This is a genomic window from Rhizobium sp. NZLR1 (assembly GCF_017357385.1).
Taxonomy (GTDB): Bacteria; Pseudomonadota; Alphaproteobacteria; order Rhizobiales; family Rhizobiaceae; genus Rhizobium.
This window is the reverse complement of record NZ_CP071635.1, coordinates 177,238-202,633: the sequence shown is the minus strand read 5'-3', so window position 1 is coordinate 202,633 and position 25,396 is coordinate 177,238. Positions and strand designations below refer to the sequence as shown.

The following is a 25,396-nucleotide window of genomic DNA, read 5'->3' as shown; positions in this document are numbered from 1 at the left end:
GCGGACGCTTACGCCCCGTCGCTCAATTCTGCACATCGGGTTGCGAAGTTGTCAGCTTCCGTGACAACGCCGATTGCGTCAACAAGATTGACGCTCGATCAAAGGAAGGAATCCCTCATGTCGCAAATCAGCCGCAACGCTCGCAAGACTTTGGACCTTCTTCGCTTGCGTGCTGATACCCCCGGCACAAAAAACAGAAACCACCTTAACAATGCTGGCGCTGCGCTGATGCCGAGCCCTGTTATTGAAGCGGTGGTTGGGTACCTAAGGCGGGAAGGGGAGATCGGCGGATACGAAGCCGCAGCTGAGTCCAACTCTCTACTGGAGGGGACATATGACAGCTTGGCTACATTCGTAAACTGTGGCCGCGACGAGATTGCGATAGCTGAAAATGCGACGATCGCTTGGCAACGCGCCTTCTATTCCCTCTCTTTCGGACCTGGAGACCGGATCCTGACGGCAAGTGCCGAATTTGCAGCCAACTACATCGCCTTTCTGCAGGTTGCCAAGCGCACCGGCGTATCGATCGAAGTCATTCCGAATGACGCTTCTGGGGTCCTTGATCCGGACGCACTGGCGAAAATGATCGATGATCGCGTTCGGTTGATAGCGGTCACCTGGATCCCGACCAACGGCGGGCTTATCAATCCAGCAGCAGCGATCGGCCGAATAGCGCGCGAAAATGGCATTCTCTATCTGCTCGACGCATGCCAAGCCGCGGGGCAAATCCCGATGGATGTTAACGCCCTTGGCTGCGACATCCTTACCGCTACGGGCAGGAAGTTTCTCCGTGCGCCGCGGGGCACTGGTTTCATGTACATGCGCAAATCCGTCCTGGAGAAGATCGAGCCAGCCATGATCGATCTCTATGGTGCGCCTTTGACTGCACCGGATCGATACGAATTGAGACCTGATGCCAGACGTTTTGAAACGTGGGAGAAGAACTATTCGGTTCGTCTCGGCCTGCGGGCAGCAGTGGACTACGCGCTCGACATTGGGCTCGAAAATATCGAAGAGCGCTGCAATCACCTTTCGTCAAAGCTTCGCGAAGGCCTGAGGGGGATGCGTGCCGTGTCCGTACATGATCTCGGGACGCCCCTTGCGTCCATCATCTCATTCACTGTCAACGACTGGGACTCGTCAGCTGTCATGGCTTATTTGACAGGCAAGGGAATCAACGTCTCAGTTTCCCCTCCTTCCAGTACACCCGTCGACGCCTCTACGCGACAACTCCCGCCCGTGGTGCGAACGTCGCCACATTATTACAATACCGAGGAAGAGATCGATGCATTCCTGGAAGCGATTGCTGGTATTGCCTCGTAGCTGATGTGCTCGCCTGACGAATGAGCGGATTTTTTCAAGAGGCAAAGCAGTTGATGCGACCTTACATCAAGTCGTGACTGCATGCTAAGACCAAGCCCTAACTGTCCGTACCTGTTAGGCAGATCATGGCAGGCGCATCTGCCAATCCCGCCGGCATGGTAAACTTAAGGGATGAAAGGCCAGCGAAAGACGCCATCCGCAGATATCTCTCATGCTCGGGCAATTTTCGCCCACAGGCTCATCGCCGCCGTGCGCAGTTCGCGATGGTGGCCGGAGGAGATGTCGTGGCGCGGGATTTGAAATAGGTTGGGATCGGATCATGGATGGAGACGAAGCGTTGTAGATGTCGCTGTGACTTGAAGCGCTTCATGATCCGCTCTCGCCGCCGGACTGGTTGGTGAGAATTCTCCGCCCGATTATTCAACCCTTTGTGGGAGCGATGCTCTACACCCGGCATGATCTCTCGCTTTGCTGCGCCGTAGGACTGCAGCTTGTCGGTGATCATCGCACGCGGCGACCGTCCCTGACCCTTCAAGAGCTTGCGCATCAGGCGCTTGGCGGCCTTTGCATTTCGGCGGCTTTGTACGAGAACCTCCAGGACGAAACCGTCCTGATCAACTGCGCGCCACAGCCAATGCTTCTTGCCGCGGAATTGAAACAACGGCTTCATCGAGATGCCACTTGTCCCCAAGCCGACCGGATGATCGACGACGGATCTCGTTGGCAAAGGTGTGGCCGAATTTCTCCGCCCACAGCCGGACGGTCTGGTGCGAGACAATGATCCCACGGGCAGCCAGCAAGTCCTCGACCATTCGCAGGCTCAGAGGGAAACGGAAATAGAGCCACACGGCGTGGGCAATAACTTCAGCGGGAAAGCAATGTCGACGATAGAGTGGATCACGGTCTGTCATCAACCTTCATCGCACATCGAATTCCACATTCCGTTAAGTTGACGATGCCGCTTCCGCATCGATCTGGCCGTCGCGATCCATGGGCGTGATAGGGAACGCGGACAGGCCGCTCAAAAATTTCATTTTATACTCCGGGGTTCGTCTCATTTGCCGAGACGTTGGTTATCGATTGAGCCCTGCCACGTCATAAATCTTGCAGAGCCTGACGCAGATCGGCGACGAGGTCGCTGACATCTTCAAGCCCGACCGAGAGACGGACGAGGTCTTCCCCAACTCCTTCGATCAGATGAGCATCTTTCCGGATCGCCTGGCGCGCCCGGGTTATGCTGGCCGGATGATAGATGAGACTGTCCGTGTCCCCCAGGCTCACGGCGCGCGTCAGCAGTTGAAGCCGGTCCAGCATCGTCCGTGCACCGTCGAAGCCCGCATGAAGGCCGAAAGCAAGCATGCCGGCCCCCTGCGTCATTTGCTTGTGGGCGATCGTATGATCGGGATGGGAGTCCAGGAAGGGATAGCTCACCCAGGCAACGGCGGGATGCGCCTCAAGCATGTGCGCGATTATCAGTGCCGAAGCACTGTGTCGCTCCATCCGCAGAGACAGCGTCTTCAGGCCGCGCAGGATCAGGAATGCAGAGTGCGGCGACAATGTCGCCCCTGTGATGTAGCGCAGGCCGGTTTCGTGCAGCGTATGGAGTGTTTCAGCGTCTCCAAGCAGCGCTCCGCCCAGGGTATCGCCGTGCCCGTTGATGTATTTCGTCAGCGAATGCAGCACAATGTCTGCGCCGTGCTCGATCGGGCGCTGCAGTGACGGCGAAGCGAAAGTGCTATCGACCGCGACCTTTACATTCCGCGCATGGGCGCGCGCTGCGATGGCGGAGATATCGAGGATGGCGCTTAGCGGATTTACCGGCGTCTCGAAATAGACCAAACGGGTTTTATCTGTGATCGCCGCGTCGAGATTGTTCGGATTCGATAGGTCAACCGGGACTACCCTGATCCCGAAGCGAGGCAGACACTGCTCGACCATCGCAACCGTATTCGAATAGAGCGTCTTGTGCACGACAAGCTCATCTCCCTGCGACAGCAAAGATAGGACCAGGGTGCCGAACGCGGCCATTCCGGTCGATACCACAAGCCCTGCCTCGGCCCCTTCCAGGTTGGCGAGCCTCTTCTCGAGGATCTCTGTGGTCGGGTTATATTCGCGGGCATACAGCCTGCCCCCGAGCGCTGCGGCGGCATCATTTGCCGCAACGCTCTCAAAGCCATAGGTCGATGTCAGAAAGACAGGTGGCTGCACTGCTCTTGAGAAGTCAGCAGGATCGAACGCGTGATGGATTGCGCGGGTATCAAATCCGAGACGCGCGCCATGCGACGGATCGGAGTGGTCCTGGACATTGTCTTGTTCGCTGCTGGCCGTCATTGGTTCGGTATCCTCTTTGCTTCCGACCACAGTGGCAGCATACTGGTCCGCTCGAAACATCCAGTTCTGCGGAAAGAAAATGGTCCAGTTGGAAAGCCAGGCAATAGCCAAGCACGCGAAAATGGGAGCACGCCAGATCTACGAGGCGCTCAAGGATCAGATCCTGAGCCACGTTTATGAAGCTGGCGGTCAGTTGCCATCATCGCGAAATCTGGCGAATGAACTTGGTGTGTCGCGAACGACGGTGACAGTCGCCTATGAGCAGCTTGCGGGGGAGGGCTTCGTGGAGCAGCGCCAAGGTGCCCGCGCGCGGGTTGCAGCGTTTCCATTCGGACACCGTCCGAGCGATGCCAGGCTCAAGCAGCAGGGTGCTCAGCGCCTGTCGGCCTATGGCGAAAGGCTTCGGGCGACACCGCCATGGCTCGATTGTTTGCCCAACTCTTATGATTGATTTCCGTTACGGAGACCTCGCTCCATCCGATTTTCCGGCGCTTGCCTGGAAGAAAGCTGTCAATGCGGTCATCGCTCAGCGACCGAGCCGACTTGCCTATGATGACCCGCGAGGATCGCGGCGTTTACGGCAAGCCCTGCGAGGATATCTTTGGCGCGCCAGAACATTGCAGTGCGATCTGGAGCAAATCATCATCGTGAACGGATCCCAGCAAGGCTTAGACCTTTGCGCACGGCTTCTGCTCGACCCTGGCAGCGAGTTCGTCATCGAAAACCCTAGCTATCGAATGGCTCGTCAGATCTTCGCCAGCACCGGCGCCTCTCCGGTCCCCCTCGCCGTCGACGGCGAGGGTCTGAAGACCGAGCTCTTGGAGGGAGTACGGGCTCATCTGGCCTATGTCACCCCTTCCCACCAGTTTCCGCTTGGCGGCGTGATGCCGATTTCTCGCCGTCATCAACTTCTCGAATGGGCGCGGGAAAACAACGCCTACGTGATTGAGGACGATTACGACAGCGAATACCGCTATGACATCAGTCCGGTGCCTCCTGTTCATAGTCTGGAGGCTGGAAGCAACGTCATCTATCTCGGTACGATTTCCAAAACGCTGTCGCCGATGATGCGCATCGGATATCTCGTTGTGCCGCCGAAACTGCAGGACGTGTTCGCAACCGCCAAGCAACTGTTCGACAGACATTCGCCGGTGACCGAGCAGGAAGCCTTGGCGGCTTTCATCGAACGCGGCGGTTATGAAGGCCATGTGCGCCGCGTACGGCGGCTGAACAGAGACCGCCGTGAGACGTTGTTGAAAGCACTGCAGTGCGCATTCGGCGAGCGGGTCACGGTGGAAGGCGCTGATGCCGGATTGCATGTTGTGGTCTGGTTCAACGAATTGCCGAAGTCGTCCGAGACGGCTTTGCAGGAAACCGCACAACGCGCCGGCATTGGAGTTCATGGCATCTCAGCCCTTTATGAGCCACAACCAGATGAGGCGACGGCATACAAGCTCGGGCTTGTAATGGGGTATTCAGCCCTGACCCCACAGCAGATCGAGAAGGGGGTTCATCTCCTTCTAGCAGCGGTCGACACAGTGAAAGAGCAATTCTGACAGTTGCATTCGGCATCGCCAAAACCGAGGAAAATGCGAGAGGCGGTGCTGCATGACAGCCACTCGGATGCAAAGTGGGAGACTGGACCAGCAACAAGGGATCAAACTGGCACTGTGCGGAAGGCCAGTTCCCCGCGCCTGAGGCCGTGCTGGACATGGTCGAAACGTTCAAACCAACCGTACTTTTTGGGTTGCCGACCCTCTACACTGCTCTAGTTCGCGCAAATTCAGCCAAGACAACGGATCTCTCGTCGCTGCGGCAATCGATGTCGGCGGCCGAAATCCTCCCGGAAGACGTCTACAATGCCTGGAAACATCTTACCGGGCACGGTCCGACCGAAGGGCTGGGTTCGACCGAGCTTTTACACATCTATCTTTCCAATCAACTCGACGATCACCGTATCGGTGCCGCCGGCGCGCGCGTTCCGGGCTACGAAATCAGGCTCGTCACGCCAGATGGTGAGCCGGTAGAACCGGGCGAGGAGGGCGCAATGCTCATCTGCGGTCATTCTTCCGCGCCTTGCTATTGGAACCGCGCCGACAAGACGAGCGAGACGATGCGTGGAGACTGGATAGTTATTATTACTTTCTGGGTCGCACCGACGATTTGATCAAAGTCTCCGGGCAATGGGTCTGGCCGATGGAGGTTGAACGCTGCCTCAACGAACATCCCTACGTGCATGAGTGCGCCATCCTCGCACATGAAATTGGAGGATCGCCGTATGACATTGCGGGCCGCGGTGAAATTGCGCGATGGCGCAGTGCACGGCGATGTGCAAACCCGCATCCTGCGCGACTACGTGAAATCGACTTTGATGCCCCACAAATACCCACGCATAATTCAGTATGTCGCCGAACTGCCGAAGACCGGAACAGGCAAGATCGACCGGCAATCATTGTTAAAATTGCCGGTCCCCGTGGATTGAACGGCCCGCGGCCCGCGCGGTTTAGTACGGCTCGGCTGTCGTGCGATCTCCCATCTGAATGCGAAGAGGAACAGTGATTTTATGTCTTATGTTTTCTGGCGTTGGTGCACGGATGTGGAACTGAACGGATGGGGCAAGGTGACGAAGGGCGGTGAGCAGCGTGTCGGCGACCTCGCTCCCGACCACCGTGTCGAGCGTGTCGAGAGTTCCGCCAGGCCCCCTCCCAAAAGATCGAAGCGGGAAAAGGCCGTCAATTCGACAGAAAGGTCGAGAAATGCATCGAAACGGCTACTCATGCGATCACCTCCGCCTGCCCGGTGACAGCCTGTTTGGCACTGTGGGGAATCTCGTAGGTGGGGCTGCTGTACTTACCGGGATGGCCCGGCAGGGGATTGCGGATCAGTTCAACGATTATATTGCGGAATTCGAACATGATCGGAACGGCTTCCAGCAGCAAGCTCGGCTGGCCATTATAGGCACGCGTCAAAAGCTCCAGAAACTCGCCATAACATGTATTGAAGTCGGTCGCCGCCTCACGCAATTCCGAGCCTTTGGATATTTCCGCCACCTTGAGGTTCGGTTTGATGGCATAAGCGCCTTCCCAGTCGACCTGCAAATGCGGACCCGTGGGGTGGTCGGGCTGATCACCTTTCCGGTAATAGCGGCCTTTGACCAGTTCATCGAAACGATAGTAATGGGCCAGTTCGTGCTCGTCATCGTCGTAGATACCACCACCGTCACCTTCGCCCTGTTCCATGATGAGCTCTATGGCTTCGAGGGCGCTTTTCAGATCGGTCACGGGAAACAACTCACCGCCGCCGGAATAATAATATTCCGAGGTAATCTGGCGAAACTTGTCGCCGATAAAAATCGTTGTGCCCGCCCGGCGCGCTTCGGCTTCTAAGTATTTGATGCCGTCTGCGATTGCCGAATAGAACTCGCCAATACTGTAAAAATGGAGATCTTCGTGCCTCGGATCACTGCCAAGCGCTGTGATATGCGGGGAGTTCTTGCGTTGTATCAGGCCCTTGCCAGCGAGATGTTCGGGGCGCCGGGCCGGCCGCTCGATTTTCAAGAATGTCGCCAGCGCTTCACGGCTGAAAGCCTGTATGCTGACCTTAAAGTCGGTCTCGCCGTCAGGGAGCGAGGCGGGATAGTTAACCGCGAAATCTGGCCTAGTAAGATCCGGCGTGCCACCGATGGCATTGAGGATATTGGCCGCAATGGTCAAATCCAGCATTTCTTCCACGACGATCACGCGAAGAACTTGCGCCGCATCCCGGTTTACACCGGGCTTAATCGAGTAAAGTGCAGTCAGATACGGCGGAATCGTCGCATGTTCGAGCTGCATCGCACGGTGGAGAAACTCTTTCAGCTCATCGAGCGTCTTAATGCCATAAGGATCCATCCTCAAGCTCCCTGGAATATAGTTAGGTGCACAGTCCGGCTTCGTGTCGCTTGCGTCGAGTCCCGCAGTTCGTTCCGCGTATCGGATATTGGTCTTTGTTCAGTGCAGAGACTTCAGAATGTCGCGGCCGCTTCGGAAGCACATGGCGGCCAGCGTCAAGGTGACATTGGCCGTGCCGATCGTCGGCATGCTGCCGCCGCCCACCAGATAGAGGTTTTCGTGGTCCCAGCTGCGCTGGTTCTTGTCCACGACGGAATTGGTCTTCGTCGTTCCCATGATGTGGGTGCCGGCCAGATGATTGCCGCCGCGGATCGCATAGCCTTGCCTCATAGGCCACACAGCCGAAATCGCTAGGGTCGTAATGGGTATGATCCTGCGCGCCCAGACGCGTAAAGACGGTGCGCGCAAACTGGCGGCCATAGGCGGCACCCTTCATGGTATATTCCGGAACCGTGAACGACAGGATGGGCCGCATATTGCCGCATAAGGTCCGGATTGAACGATATAGGTCGAGCTATCGGTTTCCCCCGCCTGCAGCTTGCGAAGCTGCGTGCTGCGGGGCATGGCCGCGTTCGCATTCAGCGGAAAGGGCGACTGGTTATCCTTGGTGGCTGCCGAATAGAAGGTCGTCAGCAGATCGTTATAGCCTGCCAAAGAGCTATTGGCACCGGTTCCGGCTTCAAGCACAAGGACACGCTTGCCAGCTTCTGCAGCCTGCTTGGCAATTATAGCTCCGGAAATGCCGGAACCAACGACGACGATATCGTAGTCGCCAGACGCTGCGACAGACTTGGAATCCGCCTTCAGCGCTGATTCGAGTGGGAAAAGCACTTTGATCCTCCATCATTCCCGCAAAGCCGCATCAGGAAAATAGCGCGACAACGCAACCAAGTCGGTCTGCGCGAAGGCAGGTGTCACAGTAACCACACGCGCAAGAGCGCCGATGGCCACGCCTGTACTGGTCAAATCCGCAACTGTCGTCGGCTGACTCCAAAACGCTGCTGTCATCGGCTGACTCCACAATTGATTGAAATTTGGCGGGACAAGACGCCGCTAGACTAGCTATATTTGTGATGTCGTAAATAAGTACTATTGCTCAGTTTTGTTGCCGTTTCCGATGAGGTCGTCCTTTGTTTCGAGATGATTGCGCCGCCGGCTCCCGGATGGGCGGTGTCACGTTGTTTGAATGTGGCCACGTGAGGCCGAGCCTGCGCTTTTCAGGCAGGCCGTGCACTCACGGCTTCCCACGCGGCCATTGCCTGGCGTCGATGGGTTCGAATTTGTGCTGCGGAGCGGTTGGTCTGGGATGGGACGAAGAGGTTTCGGAGGGACTGTCAGGAACTTCGTGTACGGGCGTGCGGTTGAACATTTGCTCTTACGCCCTTGCGGCCTGAAAGCGGTCCGCAAAGAGAATGGCGAATTGGGATTTTGCCATCGCCCACTCCCTCGGCGGCATTTTCCACTCTTTCTCCGATCTGTTCAAGACCGGGTAGAGCAGTTTTGTCGCCGCCTCATCGCTCGGAAAATGACCTCTTGCCCGGACGGCGCGACGCAGCTTGGAATTTAGGGCTTCGATGGCGTTGGTGGTGTAAATGATCGGGCGAACATCCTTTGGAAAGGCGAAGAAGGGGATGACCTCCTGCCAGGCTCGCGGCCAGATCTGGGCGACGGCTGGGAATTTCCGACCCCAAAAGCCACCCTCGAACGTTGTCAGCGCCGCCTCCGCCGCCTTGTCATCGATGGCTCCGTAGATTGCTTTCAGCTCGCGGGCCAAATCCTTGCGGTCCTTCCATGGTGCAAAATCCAGAGAATCGCGCAGCAGATGGACGATGCAGGTCTGCACCGTCGTTTGCGCGAAGACGGCATTGATGGCGTCTGGAAAGCCCTTCAGGCCGTCGACGACGGCGATCAGGATGTCCTCGACGCCGCGGTTCTTCATCTCGTTCATCACCCGCAGCCAGAATTTGGCACCCTCATTCGTTTCGATCCACAGGCCGAGCATCTCTTTCGTGCCATCGCCGCGCACGCCGAGCGCGATGTGCACCGCCTTGCATGGCCTTCGTCTCTGATCTTTGACCCGCAGCGCATCGAAGAACACCAACGGATAGACCGGCTCCAGAGGCCGCGACTGCCAGGTCGCAACTTCGTCCAGCACCGCGTCGGTGACGGCCGAGATCAAGTCGGCCGACACGTCGATCCCGTAAAGATCCTGGACATGCCCCACGATCTCACGCGTGCTCATCCCACGCGCATACATCGACACGATCTTCTCGTCGAAGCCAGGCAAGCGGCGCTGATACTTGGCAAGCAATTGAGGATCAAAGCTCGACTGCCGGTCGCGCGGGATGGAAAGCTCCAAAGAGCCGCTATCCGTCAGCACTGTCTTGCGGCCGTAGCCATTGCGGCTGTTGCCGACGGTCTCTTCGTCGGAGAGATGATGATCCATCTCCGAATTCAACGCCCGCTCCGCCAGCGCCTTCTTCAACTGATCGAGCAGACCGTTGCTCTCGAAAGCCGTTTTCGCATCAGAACCGGCGAGAAGCTGGTCCAAAATGCTGTCCGCGATGATAGGCTCTTTCCGTCGTGCCATGGGTGGTCTCCTTCGTACCCATTATGCACGCCCGTACACGAAATTCCTGACAGTCCCATCAGGATGCTGGCGATGTCTCTCAAGTTGCGCCACTCCTGGACCAGATTGGCGGTCCGATCGGACAGTTCACAGCCGACGGTGCCTATGATGGAAAACCTACATACGAGGCAGTCATCGATCATAGCGCGGCGGCGGCTATCGTCATTCCGCCTCGCGCCAACGCGGTCGAGCCAAGCGACGATAGACCTCCCGGCCAACGGAACCGGCATATCGCCGCAATCAACAGTGACGGCCGGATGAAATGGCAGGTCTCTAACGGCTACGGCTAACGCTCGCTGGTTGAGACGGCAATCGGGCGATACAAGTCCGTCATCGGGCGGCGTCTGCGGGCCAGGTCGCTGCCTGGTCAGCAGACCGAAGTCGCCATCGGCTGCGCCGTCCTCAACCGCATGCTTGCTTTCGCACGCCCGAAAGCCGTCCGCCGCAAGGCAGCCAAGCCATAATCAGCCGTTTCAAAGATCCCCATCCCTTCAGTTCCACATCCGTGCACCAACGCCATCGCCATTTGTAAAATGACGCCGTGCTCATGCCATGTTCCCGGCAAAGCTCGGGTACAGGGACACCGCCTTCCGCCTGGCGAAGAATGGCAAGGATTTGTGGTTCGCTAAATCTGCTCGTCTTCATCGAAATCTCCTCGATCATAAAGCCGGAGAAAATTCCACTTTTGAAGCCCCTTAATGGCGGGGAGGGTTACCAGTACCGTCAGGGATCGTAACTGGCAAATTCCAATTGGCCTATTCAATTGGGGTACGTCATGACGTTGCGGCATTGTCGCTACCTTTGTCGGTTACGTGACAGGCGCCCTTGTTGTCAATCGCGTATTTTCGCGCCACATAACTGGAATCGCAGCGAATTATTGTTCGTCATCTCAATCGGCCTGCCTGGCACGAATCTTGAGAGCTATTGCGAGGCAGCGGAACGGCCTCCGCATCCGCATTGCGGGATAACCGCATTGCTTCGAACACATGAAGGAACGCCAAGCATGCCCAACCTAAAGGTAGGTGAAACAGCTCCCTCAATGGACTCCGCTGAACAATCCCTGATCGATCGCATCTGGACGGCGATAGACGCGAAGGATTGGGAGACGGCACGTTCGTTACTAGAAGATGGCATCAGTGTTATGCCGGACAGCCTCAACCTACTCCAGTTATGCAGACAGTTGACAAATTGCAAGACATGGAGGCCGGCTGCCTGATTCTACGCAAATTTGTCCGCCTTGCAATTGAGAAGGTCTCAAAAGACTGGCTTCTTGGAGCGATGGATCAACTTTTGGAGGATGTAATGAACGGCAGACTTAGAAAAGCACGCATCTTAACATTTGAACCAATCACGAATGTCGGAAGAATAGAGACAGTACTGCACCATATTTCTGTATTTAGATCCGATCCGGCCGTTGAGAACGGAGTATCAATTACCTCATACGGTCGCGGACAGCTCATAGGCGTGATGTATACAGTGCCTGCACATGGGCAAATTGATGTCGCCTTAAATATTAAACTTCAGTGTGTTACTCCATCAGACGTGATTGCATTGAACAACATGATAAAAGGAATGCTTGACGCTTCGCATTCTCATAAATTTGAGGAAACAGAATCGACGAACGTTAGCGGAGGCTTAGGATTCTTCGCTTTTTGGTCGGGCGGCGTGTCAGCAAGTTATAGTGATGTCAAACACACGTTGGACGGTTGGGGCCTGAGTGCGGAGGACCAGCGGAAAATCGTTAACGGCATGATGGAGATCGCTCAGAACGAGTCAACGTTCAACTACAAGGGCACTATATATAACCGCGACTTCGATTATGACGTGACCGGTAGTCTCTTTGCAATCGTTATGGATGCAACAATCCAACAAGGGCAATATCACAAGCAACTGCGATTTTTGGCTCCCAAAGTACACCTCAATACAAATGACGGCGACAGCCTGCCGGTAGTTGGCACACTATACTCCTGATGTATCGCGCTCGCCGAACGTGGCTTGGCTCCTGTATTGCGGACAGACGATTCACAAACCATGGCAGCACTAAAGCCATTAAACGTCGTCAGAAAGGAGTTGTACGGGCATGGATTACTACCCAGCGCAGATAATATCCAAAGGCGTAAATAAAAGCGTAAAGATCTATCGTCTTCATGGGATCGATAAGGCGCAAGCAATACAGCGGCTGAAGGACGGCAAGGACGTATATACGACCAAATCAAAGGCTAATACCCTGGCGAAGGAGCTCAGCCGAGGCCAGGGCATTTGGAAGGACGACGCCCATGTGATCGGTGGCTATCGGCACTACCATGACGTAGATCACCACTACCGCAGCCACATTTTTTTTGGCGAACCAAAAGTCTAAATCCACGAAGATTCCTCCTGAAGGGTTAAAATCAATGGCAGTTCAGAAAATACAATTTTCGCTTTTGCATGGGGTGTTAGCTCCTGATGGCGCTCAAGGCCCGTAAGCGGAAGATTCATTATCGGTCGATGCTCATGGCGACGGAATAAATTCGGGCATCGACTATACGATCCAGCGCATTCAGAGGGCTGGGTGGACGCAGAAATTAAGGTCCCAGCACTGACGAGCCAAGAAGCTCAGGATATTGACGCGCTGTTCAAAATCCCTTCTTTCGGCATCAGCTCGTGAAGAGGTCCAACATTATGAAAGCGTCCATGGAAAGGGGAACCTGAATTTCTTCCGATATCTTTTCGGCGGCGTTGAGGCAGGTTATGATAAAATACGCCACCTTCTAAAGAACGTAGGCCTGTCAGAGGATAACATTAAAACACTTGTTTCGACGATCGCAGATATGGCGGATCGTATCGCTCAAAGCATCAATACCGGCAACGACTATTCAGTGGCCGGTGAACTGAAGATCTCGACGATTCAAGGAAAGGTCATCTCAGGCAAGAACATGATCCAATATCGTGTTCTGGCGAATAAGGGGACCGCTGGTTCGAACGGTGCAACAGCTCCGGCGAATGTGGAAGCGATTCCACTCAACTAGGTGCCTTTGCGGGAGGGCCGGACATAGGCTGCCATGAGCTTGGGTTCGTAGGTGAGCGTGGCCCGCCCCCGGTAAGCTAAATCGGGGGTTGCTCTCGAAAGGCCAGAGCCGAGCCCTAATGAGACAAAGCAGTAAAAGAATTCAGCGGCCAACCACCAAAACGCAGTGGTGACAAACATGAAGTTTGAAGGCGCCTCAAGATTTCCCACTCGTAATTTTCCTTACCACCGGAATGCCTCCGGGCTGTCTCGTGACGGGCTCGCCGATCCCCTAAAGGATACACCGACCGGCGCCGCGGCGCGCTTTATCCTAGGGATCGACCGTAAGGCGTCGGTGCTCGATCCAAGGGCAGAAGCTTCACCAGTCAATGACGCTTTTGCGAAGCTGGTCCTTGCTCCCGGGCACCGGCCGGAGACCCTGCTTGAATTGCTGGCTGTCCTTGATGCTGTTGTCGGCCCAGATGCGCTCCCAGATCAGCGGATCTATCGGGTCACAGACGGCGGGCAAATTGCCTGGGATCCTTCCACTGCAGATCTAGATCGCCATTTGAGGCTGGTTGTGACACGGCACCGCGAACAAGATGCCGAGATATTCGTATCGACGGCGCCTCCTTTCAATTCCAGCGGCATCTTTTTACAGGTTTTTGCCTAGGATCCGGTCGCAGGCGCTTATAATTTTTACGAGCGGCGTAGTGGAACCTGGTCTTGGGCTGGGAACTCGTGGCATTCGCTACAAGCGCCAACCCGGGGGCGCGGTCCGTTCGACAGCCATGTAACGGCGGACCGGTCATGAAAGAGCTGAAAGTGCCATGGCTACACTGGCACTCTCAGGCGTCGCCGATTCAAGACGAGATCTTTGCTCCTGACGATCCGTTGCGATCAGACACTCTCTACCACAGTTCGCAGGTCAAGGGTGCTGAGGATCTCGAACTTATCGTGCGCTCTGGCACCTCCCGTTGGACGAAATCGAGATTCGATCGTGAGGCTCAAAATGGCATCCTTTCCAATGCCCAGAGCTTCCTACGACAAGTTGTCACGACGACGACGGTCAATCTTACATCCTCTCCTCAACAGTCGGCATCACTGGCGCCAGATGAGCTGCTTCGCTTGCCCACGACGTTCTTCTTGAACACAGAGTGCCTGCTTGATGAACTGAACATACCTGCGAACATCCAGCGTCTGAAAGTTCCGGGCGCGTTCTATACGAATTGCCTCAGTCGATACGCCGTCCAACGGCAGGACGGGGGCGTCGTGGTTCAAGGGGATGTCGATTTCGCCTTCGCCGTTCCGGAGCCGTCTCTGGAGGACCGGGTTATTCTAGCCGGCCTGCTGGGAAGAGGTGTTCTGTCCCGTCGCCTGGCAGCCTGTTTGCTTATGGTCGATTTCCAGAACCCGATCTTTTCCCGAAAACGAGAATATCTGCTGCGGTTTTTCCCCACCCAAATGAAGCTGGACGGCAGCGGCGAGGCGCTTTTCGTTCAGGCCGTTCGCGATCCCGGAGGCGAAATGGGGGCAGAGTTCCTCTCCCTATGGGACGTCGATCCAAGCGGCTGGGAACAGTCGTTCGCAACGATGATCGAGACCCATTGGACGAAGCTCACCGAGAAGTTGGGTACGGCAGATGGCTTTGACGAAATTTTTCGGCTGGCCGAATCCAGACGTCGGCAGTTCCGTAAGCGCCCCTTGTCGGAGTTCGGTCTGACATTGCCGATCGCCAGCACTCTTGAGATCACTGATTTTCTACGCATGGATGTCGACGCCCATGTTTTACCCGACCCGGAGGAAGCGTGATGCCAAGTTTTGACCCACCTGGATTCTTGCAGGACTTCAACCAGCAGCAACAAGAGGCTTGGAGTGACTGGATGTCGCAACAGCTTGACGATGCGAAGGCCGGACAGCCGGACGTACGATTTTGACGCCCCGCGCCCACGCTTCTTCAACGTCGCTAAGACGCCGTTGGCGGCAGATGCTGTCGAAAAAGATATAAGCTGGACCGCGTTTCCCCGCCTGGTGGCAATCGATGCGGCCACCGACGAAGAGCGTTGGAAGACCGCTGACGGAAGCAGGGACGTGCAGGACGAATATTGCGAGTGGAGTGTAACCCGCTTGGCCGACGGGCGTATTTCGCGCGTGACATTTACCTGCGAGGGGCCCGAATACTGGCAATTTCTCGCGGCAACCGATCCAGCTAAAGTTTTGGACCTTTACCGTGGCCACATAGACCCTGCGGTTCAGCCGAATGATCTTTTGACCTCGGCCGGAACTTATAATCCGAGAAACAAGTGGAACAGCGGGACGTCTAAGGGTGCCATGCACCTGATCCAACAGAACAACACTCTTGGCGCAGAGATTGAACTCGCCGCCGGGGCGAGCAATACGCGTGCGCCCAAAGGCGTGTTGTTGACGAACGACCAGGACCTCATTCGATGCGGCGCTTATGGGCAAGCGGAAAGGCATAGTGACCCGACCATCGGGGGCGGCGTCAATTTATTGGCGCGGACTGACGCAAACATTTCACTCGCCAATCCGGTTGGTATCTATTTCGCAGGTTTGAACACGGCCGGTTGGGCAAGCCCGGATGGGACGCAACCGGCCCTCTTCTGGAAAATTACGCGTGGAACAGCTGAAAAGGCTGTCCGCGCTGTTTTTGAAGTACCCGCCGATCGGGGCTATTTGGTCAGCGACGTCACGATAAACGGCAAGGCCTATCAAGTTCGGTGGACAAATTTCTGATTTCATTTCGATGAAGTTGACAGGGGTGGCTATGAACATCGGCAAAAGTGCTCACCCTCCGATCGCGGGATGCAAGAGTAGGGCGGCCAAAACCGCGGGGTTGACGAAGATTGACGTCGCATCGACGCTTCGGCGACCCGCTACCCCCGCCAGATACTAGGATCAGGGCCTTCCTCGCGGCCGCGCTCAGAAGAAACGGGGGCTCGCGCGACCCGAGCCGCCGAAGGATGGGCGCCTTGATGCCCTGCTGGCCAATACCCGTTGGCGGGTGGACCAGCACACGATTCGGCACGAGCGACCTCACCCTGTTGCGAGATGCGCCCCGTCGCCCCAAGCGCCAAACATTTACGTACACACTGGGGATGTACTATTTGGAAAGCCTAGGATATAGTACATCCACGTACACACAAGGCTAATGACATGCACACCACTAAAGCTTTCAAGAATGGAAATTCCCAAGCGGTTCGCATACCGGCGGAACTGGCGTTTGAGCGAACCGATGTTGAGTTGGAGATCGAGCGCATCGGCGACGAGCTTCGCATCCGTCCTGTGCATCGCTCCCTGGCCGGCGTTCTGGATGTATTCGCCCGCTTCTCTCCGGATTTCATGCGTGACGGAAGAGAGTCCCATGAGCAAGACGAGCGGGACAAGATCTGATGGCGCGCTACATGCTCGATACGAACATGTGTATCTACCTGATGAAAAACCAGCCGGAGCAGGTCGCTCGCCGCTTTGCCAGTTGCTATGTGGGGGACGTGGTGATGTCCGCCATCACCTTCGCGGAACTCGAGTACGGTGTTTCCGCATCCGATGATCCGGAACGAGAACTTGATAATCTCTCCGCCCTGGCCGAGCTAATCACGGTAGAGCCGTTTGGGATCGCAGCAGCGCGTGCCTACGGTCCGGTTCGAATGGCGACGAGAGACCGGAAGAAAGATCATCTCGACAAACTGATCGCATCGCATGCGATCGCTCTGGACACGGTATTGGTGACCAACAACACGCGGGACTTCCTGGCGTATCCCGGACTGAAGCTCGAAAACTGGCTGGACGCGGAACGCAGAGAAACCAATTAACCCGTCCCAGCGGCTATGCCGTGAGGGGCGGGCAGGAGGGGACCTTGCCGGCGCTCGTGCCGGTAAGAGGGCGATGTTAGAGGTTAGTTTTCGCTCGATGAAAATAGGTTTCTGGAGACAACCTCCAGTCGGAGCGCTTAATGCTGAAATCGATATCGCTGTGTCGTCAGCGATGGAAACGCTAGCAGATCAGGGCGCATCCATCATCCCATTTACACTTCCAATCGATGACGTCTTGGACTTGTTCGATCATCATTGGATGTGGCTTTAAACGGCGTGGACGTCGTTATCTCGCCCGCCGCCGCCCATCTCCCTTTTGCAACGGCCATGAACGCTCCACCCGATACCGGAGTCAAGAGTTGGACTGAATGGACTGGCTTTAGCTACCCGCTAAATTTGACAGGGCAACCTGAATGTGTGGTCTCCTGCGGTTTTAGCGCCACGGGGCTACCTATCGGTATTCAGATTATTGGTGCACGAGGTGCGGACGGCCGGGTTCTATCTGTAGCGAAGGAAATCGAAAGTCTTATTGGCCGGTATTGCGAGAGTAATCACGATCTGCCTCGCGACGGCACCAGGCGGAATTGTAAGGGACCTAATTGCAGGCGTGTCGAAGTCCCGATGGGTGATCTCCTTCAAGTTCCGTCAATTCGCCGAAGCATGTGTTCAACGTTAATCGCGTGGAAGATAAAGCCGAGCTCGCCAAGCGGAGAATCGTATCGGATAGCGTCTATTGCGGCGATCAGGCGGTCAGCATCGATCAGTCCCAGTTCATGCAGCAGGCAACGGCGGGATAATTGACTAGTGATCTCGCTAGCACCGATAATCAGCGAGCCGGACAGATAGTTTTCGAAATTTTCTCGTATAGAAACGGTGAAGAACCGTTCGGGATATCCAAGCCGTTCCAACATCCGGCGATGCAGCGCCTTTTCGTGCCTCCAGGCTAAAGGCAAACTCCGATAAAATCGTACGGCTTCTGGCTGGGCGAATGGGCTAATTGGCCATATGCCATGGCTCGCAAACAAAGGAGCCCGCGCGGCGTGTGCCTCCAATACCGAGATCGGCAGAATAGGAAAGGGTGCCCGATCGCAGCTTGCTGCATAGTCGGGCAATCGGTTTTTGAGCACCAGCGTCATGGCGGAGGGAAGGATCGCAGGAAGGAATGAATCGCTAACATTACGAGCGAATTGCTCGTGATTTTGCTCGAAAGCATGGGCCATTAGCAACTCATCACCGCCTGTGCCAGTTGCGACCGCCCGTGGGGCTGAGGCAGTTGTGAGCGACTTCAATAGTTGATGGAGAGGCCGCTGCAGATCGGCATTGTAGGGAGCGGGAACGTAGTCGCTACTCACTTCGAACCCACACGGAACCATTGGTATCGTGTCAACACGCAGCGTTTGGTCGTGGAAGCCAAAGTGCTCGATTGCTATTTCGCGCCGCGAAGTCTGTTGACTTCGAGCTGGCCCCTCGACCTCTAAGGCATAGGTTTGCAGGGCGTCAGGATGCTGCCCCGCCAAAATGGCGGCAACGACTGCCGAATCCAATCCTCCGCTGAATTCGCTAGCCGTGAGGGCGGGTGTGAGCGGCCAGCGACGCAGCAGAGCGTCGATCAAACGGCATGCTGCGGCTGCAACATCGGCCTCATCCACAAGCGGGGTCGGGATGAAATACGGTGCCGGAGGCGGATAGTGCGTCTCGACGGCTCCCGTCCTGCTGATGCAAAGTGACGCGCGCTCGGTCAGCATGAAAACACCGCGAAACATCGTGGTTGTTGCATAGGGGAGCGTCCCCACAAGACGCAGACCAGTTCGGTCCGTGTCGACGTCGGCCAGGGTCATGCCCGAATAAAAGTCCGCTATCGACCAAGAGAGATCAATTCGCTCGCCGCTGACCTTCAGATAAAGTGGCGCAACACCTCCATGTCCGGCGCTGAAGGTAACCGTGCCGGAATGGCGATTGATCGAAATTGTCTGATAGTCCAATCGCCATTGTCCAAAAGCACAGAAATCATGCGCTCGTTCTATCGGCCAATCCCTGAGCGCCATAACCTGCCCATTCGGTTCGGCCGAACGCTCGCGGCAGATCAGGATGATTTGATCAGCGGTGTCCCACCGGAAGTTTTCGAGCAAAGGATGGTCTAGGATCTTGATAGAGATGTTGGGGTAGGGCGGCGGATACATCGGGGGCTCAGCCACGCACTCGAGATGACCTCGGTCAATCGTTCCCTTGAACATGGATGATCGCTTGGTTGATGAAAATCTAAAGGGCAGTGACCGCCGCCTTGGCGACGGTCACACGGATGAAACTTAAACGTCCAGTTTGTCCATGTCTCCTGGCTTGCCCCCCTTGATCATGGCAGCAATTTCTGTGGTCGAAGGGGTCGGTCCGACGCGCGGCGCCTTGGCAAACACGCTCAACTCGCTACCGATTGGATCAATGGGCTTACGGCTAGCTATCGTTTCCATGTTATGACTCTCCGTTGGTTTTCCTCGCCGTCCCCCTAAGGGGCCAATGACGCGATTGACTGAGGTACATTGTCCCATGCCGTTCTAGGGTGGCATAGGCTGCGGAAGTATTTGGCTGCAATCGATCCGGGCGGCTACGCGGCTGGCTCTCTGACCTATGCATTGAGCGTACGACAATCGCCCGGTAAAGAAGCGGGTCTGCCTGCGATGCGGCGCCGCTTGTACAAAAGAATTCCAGGCGGGGACTCGTCCTCGCTTGTGAGCCGGACTGGCGGCGAATTGGTGACCAAAACTTCCTGAGACGTAATGTTCAAACATCGAGCGGAATTTCCTATACCAGCTAATTGCCTAAAACGTCTGCGGAAAGGACGATGGGATGACTTCGAGCGGCACGACTAATTCTTTTTCGAAAGTGCTAGGCTCTGAGAGGATGTGTGTTTGCCACCCGTTGGCATGCAACGAGTTTATCAGCTTTGGGTGCGTCTCGCCGATGAGCGAGGTAATGCCAGCAACGCGGCAAAACTCCATCAACCCGATCATCAAAACACGCGATACTGGAACCCCGTCAATCTTTTCGTCACCGCTTGCGACCGCCCACCGCGTCCATTCGAAAACGTCGTGCGACCTTGGCCACTTTTGACCTCGCATGATTTGCGGGTAGACGGTTGAGAGAAGATGTGGCTGCACAGTAGGAAGGAGCCGAGAATACCCGATCACCGCATTGTTCTTGAGAACGCTAAAATGAATAGCGCAATCGTGATCGAACTGATCTATTTCCCGTCTGTCACTCTTGCGTAACGCCTCCCACCCACGTCGTTCCACAAATTGCTGGTGTCGAAATCGCCAGATTTTCTCCATGATTGCGGCGTTAGCCCGAGAGTGCCCAATGCAAATCTTGATCATCGCTACCTGACCCCCGGATCACTATGCACGATCTTTCGGTCCTTCAAAATGAGTAGAATTACTCACCTCTGCGCTGGGGCGAGGATGATTGGCGACTTTCTCGCGCAGCATTCGTCGCGCAATCATGATTTGAATCCGGACAATCCCGCGCGGCGTGGGAAGGCGGTTTCGGAAAGATCGGGCAACGGGTTTAGAATGCCGACATCTCGTGCCGCTAGAGTGAAATTGCAGAGCATCGGTGTGCTCAAAGACGCCTAAAGGCTCGATCGAGCCGGCTCTCAGGCCGCTTTTCGTTTGGTGTGATTGCGTTAGAAAACCATCTCGGCCGGTGCTTATCTGCTACCGACTAAATAGGCTTCGACCGCTCTTACCGTCCCGGGTCTCGGGGGCATGGCTGTGGGTTAATGGTAGTCTGTCAGGGAGTATATCTACTCATTTACGTCACCCAGAAATACTTATAGCTGAATTGGTGCCTCCAATAACACTCGCCTCAGTTGGAGCTGGGCAAAGAAGCGGTCCAAACGATTGGATCAGTCCTGGCGTGAAGATAGAAAATCAGCGGAAAGGGAGAATCAAATGTCCTTGCATGTCAGCTACGTAGACAAGGAAATGACGGATCATGCCCGTGCATCTCAGCCGGGAAGCGCGGCGCTTGCCCAAGGAACGCAATATTCGTTGCTGTTGAAGAATCGATCGGCGCAACCTTGGACCTTCTATGTCTATCAAAAGATGCCTCAACCTGTTGCCAATGTCTTCTCTTTGGCATGGTTCTGCTCTCCGTATAAAATTCGGGTTGGCAATCAAATCAAATTCAGTTGGGAGCTCGCCTATAATTTCGTCTGGAGCGACACGGGACAACTGATTCCTGGCGTGGACTTTCTTTCCTCCGGGGTGGAGGACTGCAGCCCCAGCGGGAGAAACACCACTACTTTTTCATTAAGTGATGGACCTGGCCTGACCGCGCCGATCAAGGGTGATCCTGCAGGATCATTGGTCATTAACGATGCTGCCAATGTGCCAAACAACCGGTTCTCCGTGGGCATCGGCATGTCCGGAACGGGAACTTATGTTGCACAAGCGGGCACCAATCTGCTCCACACGTTCACGCCAACTCCGAGCTATTGGATTGCGGCGGGAACAAATGTGAATATCGGCTCGGTGCTCAGTATCGACACGATCACCCAGACCAGGGAAGCCAAGTTTCCCTCTGCCGTCTTCAATCTCGTAGGCGTGCTCCAAGAGGACAATACCTGGGATATCAACCCGGCTTGATGGCAAGGTGAATAGGCATCAGCTCCGCCCGTCAGGGCGGAGCTGATGCCTGGGAGTACCTGTTGTTGATAATAATTGGCATTCCTTCCCTCACGCATCAATCTTGACCGAGGAACCAAAGATGTTTGCAGGGCCTCCAATCGGTGCGGTCTGTCCCTTTGCGGGGCAAGTTGCCCCCATCTCGAGCTCGGTCAATACAATCTGGAGCAACACACCATGCGCAAGCTCTGGCGTGGCTACGGGTACAAATGCGGAAGCTCCTATCAGCTACGTCGAAGCCCAGGGATGGATGCTTTGCGATGGACGCTATCTCAGGGCAGCCGCCTATCCAGAACTCTACGCCGTTCTCGGCGGACTCTATGGAGAGCGGAATTCTACGGCCGATCTGGAATTTCGGATTCCAGACTACCGTGGGCTGTTCCTGCGCGGTTTCGATGCCGGTGGCGGTATGGACCCTGACGCGAAACGACGGCTAGATCCAACCGGCAATAATGTTGCGAATGTTGTTGGATCACTCCAATGCGATGCTCTGCAAGTTCACGCGCATCCCTATGAGATAACGACGCCGGCGGGAATTTCGCAACAGGGCAGTGCCGCCGGAACTTCCATTTCAAGCAAATCGACAGGCTTGCCGGAAAGTCCGGCACGCACCGCTCTTGAGACGCGTCCCAAGAACGTGGCCGTGAACTACCTGATCAAGTTTCGGTAACTTGAAAGGCGCGCAGGTCCTTTCATTCGATTCAGAGACATCGGTCCGGAAGCGACATCTTGCCGGCCGGCAAAAGAGGAGAAGTTTGATGACTGATACTTTGAGAGCTTTCGGATGCCTTGCTGCTTTCGCTCTGACCGTCACCTTCGCGCAGGCGGCAGCGGCTGAGGAGCATCAAAAAGGCAAGGTCGCGGCGAAGCCCGTAGAAACTGGCATCGTGATCCGCGGCGTCACGCTTGCCGGCCCGGTTGGAAATCCGGGAACGTCAACCGGAAAAACATGCGACTTCAGCGGTGAGCCTGTGGATCCATCCGGACGTTTGGAGGGGGCAAGCGTCAACTGCAGGCCAAATGGCAACCAGGCGAATACATTGCCAGGGCTACCCGCACGCTTTAACGCGTATTGCATGATAAATGCGCCGGTCAAAAGTGCGCGGCTAATCCAAGCTGCCCGACCAGAAAATGCCAACCACTGCGACCTGTCGGGGATCACCCCAAAAGACGCGACTGGTCAATTCGGGGGGGCCGTCTGGCGGTAGGCGGTCATTGGACGACTTCTGAGGAAACAAATTCAAAGCACGTCCTCGCAGTCACCCAATGGATGCTCTCTGCTCGACCTACCGAAAACTGTGTTGCGCCTGTCTATCAATTCAGGCGCTGATTTAGCTCTGCATTTCAATGGGGCTACTATCTGATCATGATGGCTGTCGTGGACCCAACAGGCCCGATCTTTGAAGTGGCCCGCAACTCCATGTGTTTCAGCGAATGATTCTGAGACGAAAGCTTTCGGCAATCATCTGAGGTGTATTAACCACATTGAGCTTTCGCTGGATGTTCAAAATGACATTTTGAATGGTTCGATGGGATCGTCCGAGAATCGTTGCGATCTCTATTGCTGTTTTGCCTGCGGCACACCAATGGATGATTTCGCGCTCTCGCGTTGTGATCATGGGTAAGGCCTGAATTTTTCGACTGGCATCATTCCCAATTTGGGCGCGGAGCAAGCTGTGTGTGTGAGCCCCCATCAGATAAAGCGCGCTTCGGTCGGAGGTTGAGAGCTCTACCTTTTCCGCTCCAAAACTGACAATCGATTGAAACCCAGCGGCAGTGTGTATAGGAACGCTGAAGCCGTCAATCAACTTGAATTCGCGTGCCTCATTCATGACGCGACGGCTCTGCCGATCGAGTTTTTGATCTCGCAGAGCTTCCGACCAAACAAATGCGTGATCACATGTCTTGCTAAGCTGCACTATGGGGTCGGCGTGGATATAATTGTTTTCACGATAGCGATCAAACCACCCGGCTGACCAATTGCCCAATACGAAATAGGGTTCAATTCGCTCCGGAGGCGAGGGGATTCCGGATATCGCGAAATAACTAAACCCGAAATATTGTGAAATTTTTCCAAGTAGGAGCAACACATCGTCTTTGCTCTTTGCACTGGCTGACTCTGACAGGAAATCGAACACCAGATTCGAGACCGCTGAGGATCCTTCCTTCACGACAACCTCCGGTTCGGCGCAAGATTAACTTCGTCATAGTGCCCAGTTCGGTGGGCGGCTAACTCTGAAAACCATATTAGATACCCTTGATATATACAACCAAAAATCGCATCTTCCAGACGGGATCGTCGTCGGCAACCGTTTGGCGCCGCTCGTCTGAAAAACAATTCGAGCCGTCAATTTTAACCGAGTGCGTCAGCCCGATCGCTTAGCTTGGCATTGACTCGGAACCGTACGGCAAATGACTGACAACTTCGAAGCAGGGCCTGTGGCAAATTTTGGCGCTTAACGGTATGTGGACCATGGGACGAGAGATTGTCCCTCCAAAAGTTGTGGAGCGAACCGACGATTCTGAATGCGATTACCGAAAAGCTGAAGCGGCAACCGATGGAAGATTTCAAGGGCCGGCATTTCGAGGCATGGCCGATCGTGCGGGCGGTTGCCTGGTGTTTGCGTTTGCTCAAGGCTTCAGACGAGTTCGTCAGAAGCGAAAGTTAAGGCCCGCCTCAATTACATTATCGTTGAGGTCGGACTTCGAGCTGATGCCTCCGCTCGTGGTCGGGACGGCGTTGTTAATGACGTAGTTGTACTCGATCTTTGCCGACACGCCGCCCGAAAACGCGTGCTCGACGCCGCCACCGAAGAGGTAGCCCTGTTTCCAGCTATCCGGCCCGGATTTCCGTTTGTCCGATCCGGATACGAGGCGGCGGCCCTCGAACTCGGTCGTTGTGACGCCCGCGGTGCCGTAGACGAAAGTGCGATCCAAGCCCAGGCCAGCCTTCGCTTTCGCGCCACCGCGGAAGCGGCTTTCCACGTTGCCGCCGGGCACACGCACTTCGTTGTTCAAGTAAGAGCCTTCCAGTTCGGCGCCGAAAACGCCCGATCCAGCCTGGAAATTGTAACCTACCTGAGCGCCCACCGCTGGGGCGCGACCATTGTTGAACGGGTTGAATTTGGAGGCTGCGACACCTCCATGAAGACCGGCGTAAGCCCCGGCCCACGAGAAGGTTCCCGGTGCGTCATAAGAGGGGGCGCTCGGAACGCTGTGGTCAGCTAGATCGGCCGCCGACGCGCCGCATGCCATTAGCGTCAAGACACCTACGGAGAAGATTTTTCTTTTAATTAGCGACATATGTAACTCCATAACGAGCGAAACTAACATCCGGTGCTGGGCTGGACGCCCAAAGTCTGCAGGCCCCGCCTTACCCGCGGAGAGGGCATCATCAGCTTCCATGAGAAAAGCCAAATCGCTCGACTGGATCAAGTTTCGCATCGCGTCCGCTGGGTCTTGGGTCGACCCGACGCTCTTTGGGACATAGGAGGCGTTGTCCCTGCTGTGCTGGAGCCTTCCTCCTGGACCATAGCCGACGTTCCTCCCTGCGACAGCCCTTCGCCTGTTGAATATTTCAGCATTGTCATACCTGCTTTCATAAGCAGACTCTCTACAATTACCTGATTTAAGGCAAGAGACGCAGAGGATATATTTAAGAATATATTCGTTTATGTTATATCAAAAACGGGAATGGATTGATACTTCACCGTTTAAAGGAAAATATA

The 25,396-nt window shown here is 55.5% G+C and carries 21 protein-coding genes and 8 pseudogenes; 17 read left to right on the top strand and 12 right to left on the bottom strand.

All coding sequences use genetic code 11. The annotated features are described in order from the left end of the window. The first annotated feature begins 117 nt into the window (after window positions 1–117). Window positions 118–1,323: an aminotransferase class V-fold PLP-dependent enzyme gene (locus J3O30_RS30025; RefSeq protein WP_077988178.1), complete on the top strand. Its 1,206-nt coding sequence runs from the start codon at window positions 118–120 to the stop codon at window positions 1,321–1,323. Window positions 1,324–1,532: 209 nt separating this feature from the next. Here J3O30_RS30025 and J3O30_RS30020 read toward each other — a convergent pair. After that, a pseudogene (locus tag J3O30_RS30020) lies at window positions 1,533–2,234 on the bottom strand (IS6 family transposase). Window positions 2,235–2,418: 184 nt separating this feature from the next. Continuing rightward, window positions 2,419–3,654 carry a PLP-dependent aspartate aminotransferase family protein gene (locus J3O30_RS30015; RefSeq protein WP_131714009.1) on the bottom strand — a complete coding sequence of 412 codons (1,236 nt, stop codon included), beginning with the start codon at window positions 3,652–3,654 and terminating at the stop codon, window positions 2,419–2,421. A 79-nt stretch (window positions 3,655–3,733) separates the two neighbouring features. On the opposite strand from J3O30_RS30015, the pseudogene J3O30_RS30010 reads away from it, so the two are divergent. Together J3O30_RS30010 and J3O30_RS30005 are read left to right on the top strand one after the other, a co-directional pair. Beyond that, window positions 3,734–5,210 (top strand): annotated as a pseudogene (locus tag J3O30_RS30010) (PLP-dependent aminotransferase family protein). A 122-nt stretch (window positions 5,211–5,332) separates the two neighbouring features. Beyond that, window positions 5,333–6,136: pseudogene (locus J3O30_RS30005) on the top strand (AMP-binding protein); the annotation flags it as partial. A gap of 292 nt (window positions 6,137–6,428) precedes the next feature. On the opposite strand, the gene J3O30_RS30000 reads toward J3O30_RS30005, so the two are convergent. From J3O30_RS30000 to J3O30_RS29985, 4 genes and pseudogenes are all read right to left on the bottom strand, one after another. After that, window positions 6,429–7,544 (bottom strand): ferritin-like protein, encoded by a 1,116-nt coding sequence (locus J3O30_RS30000; RefSeq protein ID WP_131714010.1) that lies wholly within the window; start codon window positions 7,542–7,544, stop codon window positions 6,429–6,431. Between the two features lie 99 nt (window positions 7,545–7,643). Next, window positions 7,644–8,375: pseudogene (locus J3O30_RS33785) on the bottom strand (GMC oxidoreductase). A 12-nt stretch (window positions 8,376–8,387) separates the two neighbouring features. Continuing rightward, window positions 8,388–8,552, bottom strand: coding sequence for a hypothetical protein (locus tag J3O30_RS29990; RefSeq protein WP_207585642.1), 165 nt, complete (start codon window positions 8,550–8,552; stop codon window positions 8,388–8,390). Window positions 8,553–8,919: 367 nt separating this feature from the next. Continuing rightward, window positions 8,920–10,134, bottom strand: coding sequence for an IS256 family transposase (locus tag J3O30_RS29985; RefSeq protein ID WP_164570142.1), 1,215 nt, complete (start codon window positions 10,132–10,134; stop codon window positions 8,920–8,922). 59 nt (window positions 10,135–10,193) lie between these two features. Between J3O30_RS29985 and J3O30_RS29980 the strand changes: the two are divergent. Beyond that, a pseudogene (locus J3O30_RS29980) lies at window positions 10,194–10,637 on the top strand (transposase); the annotation flags it as partial. A 55-nt stretch (window positions 10,638–10,692) separates the two neighbouring features. Here the strand turns inward: J3O30_RS29980 and J3O30_RS29975 are convergent. After that, window positions 10,693–10,818: pseudogene (locus J3O30_RS29975) on the bottom strand (transposase); the annotation flags it as partial. A 657-nt stretch (window positions 10,819–11,475) separates the two neighbouring features. Here J3O30_RS29975 and J3O30_RS29970 point away from each other — a divergent pair. The 9 genes and pseudogenes from J3O30_RS29970 to J3O30_RS29930 all read left to right on the top strand — a co-directional run. Further along, complete coding sequence (locus tag J3O30_RS29970; protein ID WP_131624552.1) at window positions 11,476–12,144, top strand: hypothetical protein; 669 nt, start codon at window positions 11,476–11,478, stop codon at window positions 12,142–12,144. 109 nt (window positions 12,145–12,253) lie between these two features. Beyond that, the gene (locus tag J3O30_RS29965; protein WP_018068327.1) at window positions 12,254–12,532 is read left to right on the top strand and encodes a hypothetical protein; all 279 of its coding nucleotides are present in this window, start codon (window positions 12,254–12,256) and stop codon (window positions 12,530–12,532) included. Window positions 12,533–12,776: 244 nt separating this feature from the next. Beyond that, window positions 12,777–13,181: a hypothetical protein gene (locus J3O30_RS29960; protein WP_131624554.1), complete on the top strand. Its 405-nt coding sequence runs from the start codon at window positions 12,777–12,779 to the stop codon at window positions 13,179–13,181. Window positions 13,182–13,358: 177 nt separating this feature from the next. Beyond that, the gene (locus J3O30_RS29955; RefSeq protein WP_131624556.1) at window positions 13,359–13,832 is read left to right on the top strand and encodes a hypothetical protein; all 474 of its coding nucleotides are present in this window, start codon (window positions 13,359–13,361) and stop codon (window positions 13,830–13,832) included. Window positions 13,833–13,969: 137 nt separating this feature from the next. Then, entirely contained in the window at window positions 13,970–14,971 is a 1,002-nt protein-coding gene (locus J3O30_RS29950) for a hypothetical protein (RefSeq protein WP_077988171.1), read from the top strand. A gap of 84 nt (window positions 14,972–15,055) precedes the next feature. Beyond that, complete coding sequence (locus J3O30_RS29945; protein WP_131713911.1) at window positions 15,056–15,913, top strand: hypothetical protein; 858 nt, start codon at window positions 15,056–15,058, stop codon at window positions 15,911–15,913. A 420-nt stretch (window positions 15,914–16,333) separates the two neighbouring features. After that, window positions 16,334–16,570 (top strand): type II toxin-antitoxin system VapB family antitoxin, encoded by a 237-nt coding sequence (gene vapB / locus J3O30_RS29940; protein WP_018496487.1) that lies wholly within the window; start codon window positions 16,334–16,336, stop codon window positions 16,568–16,570. Then, window positions 16,570–16,989, top strand: a complete 420-nt coding sequence (locus J3O30_RS29935) for a type II toxin-antitoxin system VapC family toxin (protein WP_077988169.1) — start codon at window positions 16,570–16,572, stop codon at window positions 16,987–16,989. The genes vapB and J3O30_RS29935 overlap by 1 nt, the downstream gene beginning before the upstream one ends. A gap of 255 nt (window positions 16,990–17,244) precedes the next feature. Then, a pseudogene (locus J3O30_RS29930) lies at window positions 17,245–17,478 on the top strand (amidase family protein); the annotation flags it as partial. Window positions 17,479–17,624: 146 nt separating this feature from the next. On the opposite strand, the gene J3O30_RS29925 reads toward J3O30_RS29930, so the two are convergent. From J3O30_RS29925 to J3O30_RS29915, 3 genes are all read right to left on the bottom strand, one after another. Further along, complete coding sequence (locus J3O30_RS29925; RefSeq protein ID WP_077988167.1) at window positions 17,625–19,223, bottom strand: asparagine synthase-related protein; 1,599 nt, start codon at window positions 19,221–19,223, stop codon at window positions 17,625–17,627. Window positions 19,224–19,295: 72 nt separating this feature from the next. Beyond that, entirely contained in the window at window positions 19,296–19,454 is a 159-nt protein-coding gene (locus J3O30_RS29920) for a hypothetical protein (protein WP_165505241.1), read from the bottom strand. A 348-nt stretch (window positions 19,455–19,802) separates the two neighbouring features. After that, window positions 19,803–20,357 (bottom strand): acyl-homoserine-lactone synthase, encoded by a 555-nt coding sequence (locus J3O30_RS29915; protein ID WP_077988166.1) that lies wholly within the window; start codon window positions 20,355–20,357, stop codon window positions 19,803–19,805. Between the two features lie 576 nt (window positions 20,358–20,933). On the opposite strand from J3O30_RS29915, the gene J3O30_RS29910 reads away from it, so the two are divergent. The 3 genes from J3O30_RS29910 (at window position 20,934) to J3O30_RS29900 (ending at window position 22,876) form a co-directional block, all read left to right on the top strand. Next, window positions 20,934–21,629 carry a protein rhiA gene (locus tag J3O30_RS29910; protein ID WP_077988165.1) on the top strand — a complete coding sequence of 232 codons (696 nt, stop codon included), beginning with the start codon at window positions 20,934–20,936 and terminating at the stop codon, window positions 21,627–21,629. A gap of 232 nt (window positions 21,630–21,861) precedes the next feature. After that, window positions 21,862–22,338 carry a phage tail protein gene (locus J3O30_RS29905; protein ID WP_342588335.1) on the top strand — a complete coding sequence of 159 codons (477 nt, stop codon included), beginning with the start codon at window positions 21,862–21,864 and terminating at the stop codon, window positions 22,336–22,338. Window positions 22,339–22,426: 88 nt separating this feature from the next. Further along, window positions 22,427–22,876, top strand: coding sequence for a protein rhiC (locus J3O30_RS29900; protein WP_077988163.1), 450 nt, complete (start codon window positions 22,427–22,429; stop codon window positions 22,874–22,876). Between the two features lie 219 nt (window positions 22,877–23,095). On the opposite strand, the gene J3O30_RS29895 is transcribed toward J3O30_RS29900, so the two are convergent. Next, window positions 23,096–23,839, bottom strand: a complete 744-nt coding sequence (locus tag J3O30_RS29895) for a LuxR family transcriptional regulator (protein ID WP_077988162.1) — start codon at window positions 23,837–23,839, stop codon at window positions 23,096–23,098. 348 nt (window positions 23,840–24,187) lie between these two features. On the opposite strand from J3O30_RS29895, the pseudogene J3O30_RS29890 reads away from it, so the two are divergent. Continuing rightward, window positions 24,188–24,295: pseudogene (locus tag J3O30_RS29890) on the top strand (IS6 family transposase); the annotation flags it as partial. 25 nt (window positions 24,296–24,320) lie between these two features. Here J3O30_RS29890 and J3O30_RS29885 read toward each other — a convergent pair. After that, on the bottom strand, window positions 24,321–24,971 hold the full coding sequence (locus J3O30_RS29885; protein ID WP_131646312.1) for an outer membrane protein: 651 nt from the start codon (window positions 24,969–24,971) through the stop codon (window positions 24,321–24,323). Window positions 24,972–25,396: the final 425 nt, after the last annotated feature.